This is a genomic window from uncultured Sphingomonas sp. (assembly GCF_964235535.1).
Lineage (GTDB): Bacteria > Pseudomonadota > Alphaproteobacteria > Sphingomonadales > Sphingomonadaceae > Sphingomonas.
This window is the reverse complement of record NZ_CAXSBH010000089.1, coordinates 1-4,884: the sequence shown is the minus strand read 5'-3', so window position 1 is coordinate 4,884 and position 4,884 is coordinate 1. Positions and strand designations below refer to the sequence as shown.

Sequence of the window (4,884 nt, the reverse complement as noted above, 5' to 3'; positions counted from 1 at the left end):
TTCCGAGCATGGTGAAGTGTCCTCGGATCGCGATCCGCCATTATCCGATGCGCGTCCAAGGCGCGCTCGCTTGGATCTGGATGGGCAGCGAGGAGGCCATGCTCCGTCTGCCGGAACCACCCGCAACGCTCTGGTTGGAGGCAGGTGCCGACTGGGCATACGCGACCGGTCACTATGATCTGGTAGGCAATTGGATCTTGATGGCGGAGAACCTGATGGATCTCACCCACATCCCCTTCTTGCACCAAGCAAGCTTCAACTTCCCCAAGGCGTTCGCACAAGCGCCCGTGAAATTGGAGATCAGCGGTGACCGCTTATCCTACTATCGCGATAATCCGCCCAACTATCAACGATCGGGATTTCTGCCGACGGAAGCTTCCGAGGCAATCGAGGCGGCTGGGTTTCAGGCGAGGAGTACCGTCCGTTTCGTATCTCCAGCGCTGACCCACGGCGGCGGACGTTTCGTCCTTGACCGTCCAGGCCCGGAAGCGCAACCGACCTATGAGTGGCAAGTCATCCACTTCACGACGCCGATCACCGACCGTGAGACGAAATACTGGTACTTCTTCGCGCGCAATTACTCGCTGGACGATAGGGCGCTGACGGAGAAGCTGAAGACCATGATCGTGAACGGGTTCGAGGAGGATCGGGTGGCGATCGAACTGGTCCAGGTCATGCACGAAAAGGATACGCACGATTACCGGGAGGTGCATTTCAAGAGCGACGCGCCCTCGGTCGCGATGCGGCGGATCGTGGCGGGGATGGCCCGACGGGAGGCCGAGGCTCGGCGCAGCCCGGCGAACGCATCTTCCATAGACCAGATCGAGCAGATCGCGGCCGAATAGCGGCCGCGGTCTCGGTCGCCGTTCCGCGCAGCATCGGTCCAGATAGCCGGCTTTCGCGTTGCCGGCGGACAGATCAGGCGGCGCAGGCGGCCAGTTCGGCGATCGCGGTCTCGTCAGCCCGTCGTCCCGACACCCTGGCCAGCAGACCCTCCGGCCAGACTTCCCCGCGCCAAGCGACATGCTGGTCGGGGCGCACGAGCGTCAGGGAGGCCGAATATGTGTCCAACAGAGCGGGATCAGGGACGTGCAAGATCTTCAGCGGTGTCCCCGTGGCGATCGCCTCTCGCCGGGCGGCTCCCACCTGGTCGTCCTCGGCTCCGTCGAGCACGACGAGCGTGAAGCCCTGGCCGAACAGGTCGTAAAGCGATGTCCCATCCTCCAGCCAGCGATGCGGTGCGAGACACCCAGGCGAGGCTGAGGGCACATAGTCGCGCGATGCTTCCCAGGCGCGCGCCGACCCGTCGTCCACGATTATCGGAGAGTCTCGATAACAATAGCCGAGGACGACGCCCAATCCGTAGAACTCAGGCGTCTTCTCGCTCCAGATGAGATCCGCCAGTTCCCGACGCACCTGCTCGCCTTCGGGCGTCGCGTCCTCGATACCGTCCCGGACCAGCTGGTTAGGGGCTAGCGCGTGGTTGGCCTGCGCCTCGTCCATGACATACTCGTGGGCCGGGCGGCGCTCGATTTCGTAGCTGTCGAGCAGCGATTCCCCGCCCCAACCCTCCAGAACGGCGGCGATCTTCCAGCCCAGGTCGACGGAGTCGGCGACGCCCATGTTCATCCCATAACCACCGAACGGCGGATGAAGGTGACAGGCGTCACCCACCAGGAAAGCACGGCCTCGTGAGTACCGGTCGGCGAGAAGTCGACTGGCGATCCATTCGTCCGAACTCAGGATGCGGTAGGGCAGATCGATACCCGTCGACCGGCGAATGAGGTCCAGCGTCTCCTCCTCACTGTGTCGCGCGCCTGGCGGCAGCCCGGTGGGCATGAAGTACCAGAGGTCGCCCTCGTCCATGGGCCCTATCAGGCTCGGGACATCAGGGTTGAGCTGCCAGTACATGATACCCGGGCCATGAGGATGGGCGTCGGCCAGACCGGGTGCGTGAAAGATCGTATTGTAGTTGCGCGACAGGCCGTAGGTACCGACCATCGTCGCCCCGATCAGGTCGCGCACCGTGCTGCGCGCGCCGTCCGCACCGACGATGTAGGACGAGCGAGCTTGGATTTCCGAGCCGTCGACCATGTCGCGTATGCGCGCGGTCACTCCGTACGCGTCCTGCTCGAACCCGACAAGTTCCTGGCCGAACGAGAGCTGGACGGAGGCGAGCGAGCGAGCGCGCTCGAGCAGCACGGCTTCGAGCTTGTATTGCGGTATCCACTGCGAATGTTCGGAATAGCGATGGTCACGCTCTGGCGAGCAGGAAAGCGCGTGGTCGAAGCGTGCGATACCGGGCCCGCCCAGCCGCGTGACGAAATGAATGTTCGACGGGTAGTCGATACCGAACGGCGACGCCGCGGCGAGCCGGTCGGCGATGCCCCATCGACGCAGATGTTCCCGCGTACGGGCGTTGGTCGTTTTCGCGCGCGGAGCATGGCCCGCACGTTCGTTCCGCTCGATCAACCGGCAGCGGATCGAGCGGGTGCCCAATTCGATCGCCAATGCCAAGCCGGCCGGTCCCGATCCCACGATGATGACCTGCGGCTCCGCATCGCCCGCAACTAGCGCCACACTCGATCTCCCACATATCGAGCTGCCAATTATCCTGCGCGACCGGTGATCGCAGGATGCCAGTAAAGCTTCTGCGATACTCGCGTGGCATCGCGGCGGCGCGCGATGGGCTTGCGACCGTTCCATCGGCCCACCCCGATGACCGCTTCGGCTCCATTGCATCCGCTCGGTATCGGAGAGCGTGAATTGGCATCGCCGGTGCGCTAGGCCCTTGTGGCAGACGATCAGGCTTTAGACGAGTGCCGGGCACGACGGGGGCGTCTCGCCGATCCGGACACGGAGACGATCACGATGAGACTGTTACGCTACCTTGCCGACGGCTCACCGACCATCGGCGCCGTATCCGGCGAAGGAATCGTGCCAATCGGCGACGTCCTCCCCGAGTTCACCGAAATGAGGCAGCTCGCCGCGGCGGGGCCGGACGCGCTTGATCGGCTCGGCGACAAGCTTACCACCGCCACTCCCCGTTTGGCGCTCGCCGATGCGCGGCTTCTCGCCCCGATCGAGCGCCCCGGCAAGTACCTCGCCATCGGCATGAACTATCGCAAGCACATGGAAGAAGCGGCCAAGCTGGGCATCGCGCCGCCCACGAATCAGCTCTGGTTCAACAAGCAGACGACCTGCGTAGCGGGTCCATATGATGACATCGACCCGGGCGTGACCGAGAAGCTCGATTATGAGGTCGAACTCGGCGTGGTGATCGGCCGCACCGCCAAGAATGTGGATGCGGACGAGGCGCCCGGGCACGTTTTCGGCTATTTCGTCGCCAATGACGTGTCGGCCCGCGATTGGCAGTTCCACACGCCGACCTTCACCATGGGGAAGTCGTTCGATACGCACGGCCCGATCGGACCGTGGATCGTGACCGCCGACGAAATCGCCGATCCGCATACGCTGGGCGTCAGGTGCCTGGTCAACGGCGAGCTACGCCAGTCGAGCAACACCGAGCAACTCATCTACTCGATCTGGGCTCAGATCGCTTATCTGACGACGGCATTCACGCTCGAGCCGGGCGACCTGCTCGCGACGGGCACGCCCGAAGGCGTCGGCATCTCCATGGTCCCGCCCCGTTTCCTCGTCGAAGGCGACGTCGTCCGATGCGAGATCGATCGCATCGGCGCGATCGAAAACCGGGTCGCGCGGCGCTAGCCCGATCCGGACGACCGGACGCATGAACGCGCCGAAGATCCTGGTGACGGCCGCGAACGGCAACCAAGGCAGGTTGTTGGTCCCGCGGCTGCTGGCGGCCGGCGCGAATGTCCGGGCCTTTGTCCGTACCGAGGCCTCGGCCTCGGCCCTCCGGTCCGCCGGCGCCGTCGACATCGTGACGGGCGACATGGCCGATCGGGAACTGCTCGGCCGGGCGATGCATGGGATCGAGAAAGTCTATCATGTCGGCCCGACCGCGCATCCCAAGGAGCGCGAGATGGGGTTCGCGGCCGTCGATGCGGCGCGTGCGGCCAGCGTCGGGCATTTCGTCTTCAGCTCGGTGCTGCACGCGATCACGACCGATCTCATTCAGCACGAGATCAAGCGCGACATCGAAGAACATCTCCTCTCGTCCGGTCTTGCCTTCACCATCCTGCAGCCGACCAACTACATGTCCCCCATCAAGCTTCGACCGGCGTTCGAACTAGGCGTGTTCCGGCTATCTTGGGCACTGGATCGTCGCCAGTCGCTGGTCGATCCAGCGGACATCGCCGAGGTTGCGGCCATGGCGCTCATGGACAGCGAACGCCATGCGGGCGCGACCTACGAACTCGCGGCACCCGGCCGGCATACGGCGCACGAACTCGGCGCGATCATCTCGCGTGTGCTGGCACGACCGATCGCGGTCGAGGAGATCGACGCCGACACGTATCTCAAGGCCTTCTTCGGAGACGTCGGGCCGGACCAGTTTCCGCATGAGGCGCGCGTGCTTCGCGCCATCAGCGCGAGGTACGGCGCTCACGACTTTGTCGGCAACTCGAACGTGCTGGCATGGCTCCTGGGTCACCCCCCTACGTCCTTCGAGCAGTTCGTCCGACGGCAATACGATGCTTTTAGGGCTGACTCGACGACGGCGGCCCCGATCACGCGGTGAACCGCAAACCCGGTGAAGGCGCGGCTGTCGAACTGGGCCGCGACCGCCGGCGCGAACGGTCGCGAAATCCCCCGGGTTGAGCGTTCTCCGACTCAGCCCGCCGCGATATTCGGCCCCGGACTCCCGAACGGCCTTCCTACTCTACCGTTGCCAGGAACGCCGCGTGGTGCTTCTCGGCGAACCGCTCGAAGGTCGTCGGTTCACGCCCGAGCAGCCAGGCG

At 64.6% G+C, this 4,884-nt stretch carries 4 protein-coding genes; 3 read left to right on the top strand and 1 reads right to left on the bottom strand.

The window, feature by feature from the left end; translation table 11 throughout:
* The first annotated feature begins 47 nt into the window (after positions 1–47).
* The gene (locus ACFE7F_RS15420) at positions 48–845 is read left to right on the top strand and encodes a hypothetical protein (RefSeq protein WP_375404735.1); all 798 of its coding nucleotides are present in this window, start codon (positions 48–50) and stop codon (positions 843–845) included.
* 73 nt (positions 846–918) lie between these two features.
* Here ACFE7F_RS15420 and ACFE7F_RS15415 read toward each other — a convergent pair whose 3' ends face one another.
* A complete protein-coding gene (locus ACFE7F_RS15415) occupies positions 919–2,580 on the bottom strand; it encodes an FAD-dependent monooxygenase (protein ID WP_375404734.1) in 1,662 nt (553 codons plus the stop codon).
* Positions 2,581–2,871: 291 nt separating this feature from the next.
* Between ACFE7F_RS15415 and ACFE7F_RS15410 the strand changes: the two genes are divergently transcribed.
* Together ACFE7F_RS15410 and ACFE7F_RS15405 are read left to right on the top strand one after the other, a co-directional pair.
* Entirely contained in the window at positions 2,872–3,729 is an 858-nt protein-coding gene (locus tag ACFE7F_RS15410; RefSeq protein WP_375404733.1) for a fumarylacetoacetate hydrolase family protein, read from the top strand.
* 22 nt (positions 3,730–3,751) lie between these two features.
* Positions 3,752–4,663 (top strand): SDR family oxidoreductase, encoded by a 912-nt coding sequence (locus tag ACFE7F_RS15405; protein WP_375404732.1) that lies wholly within the window; start codon positions 3,752–3,754, stop codon positions 4,661–4,663.
* Positions 4,664–4,884: the final 221 nt, after the last annotated feature.

Coding starts and splice junctions, on each gene's coding strand:
- ACFE7F_RS15410 (WP_375404733.1), top strand. CDS start 2,872: ATGAGACTGTTACGCTACCTTGCCGACGGCTCACCGACCATCGGCGCC.
- ACFE7F_RS15420 (WP_375404735.1), top strand. CDS start 48: ATGCGCGTCCAAGGCGCGCTCGCTTGGATCTGGATGGGCAGCGAGGAG.
- ACFE7F_RS15405 (WP_375404732.1), top strand. CDS start 3,752: ATGAACGCGCCGAAGATCCTGGTGACGGCCGCGAACGGCAACCAAGGC.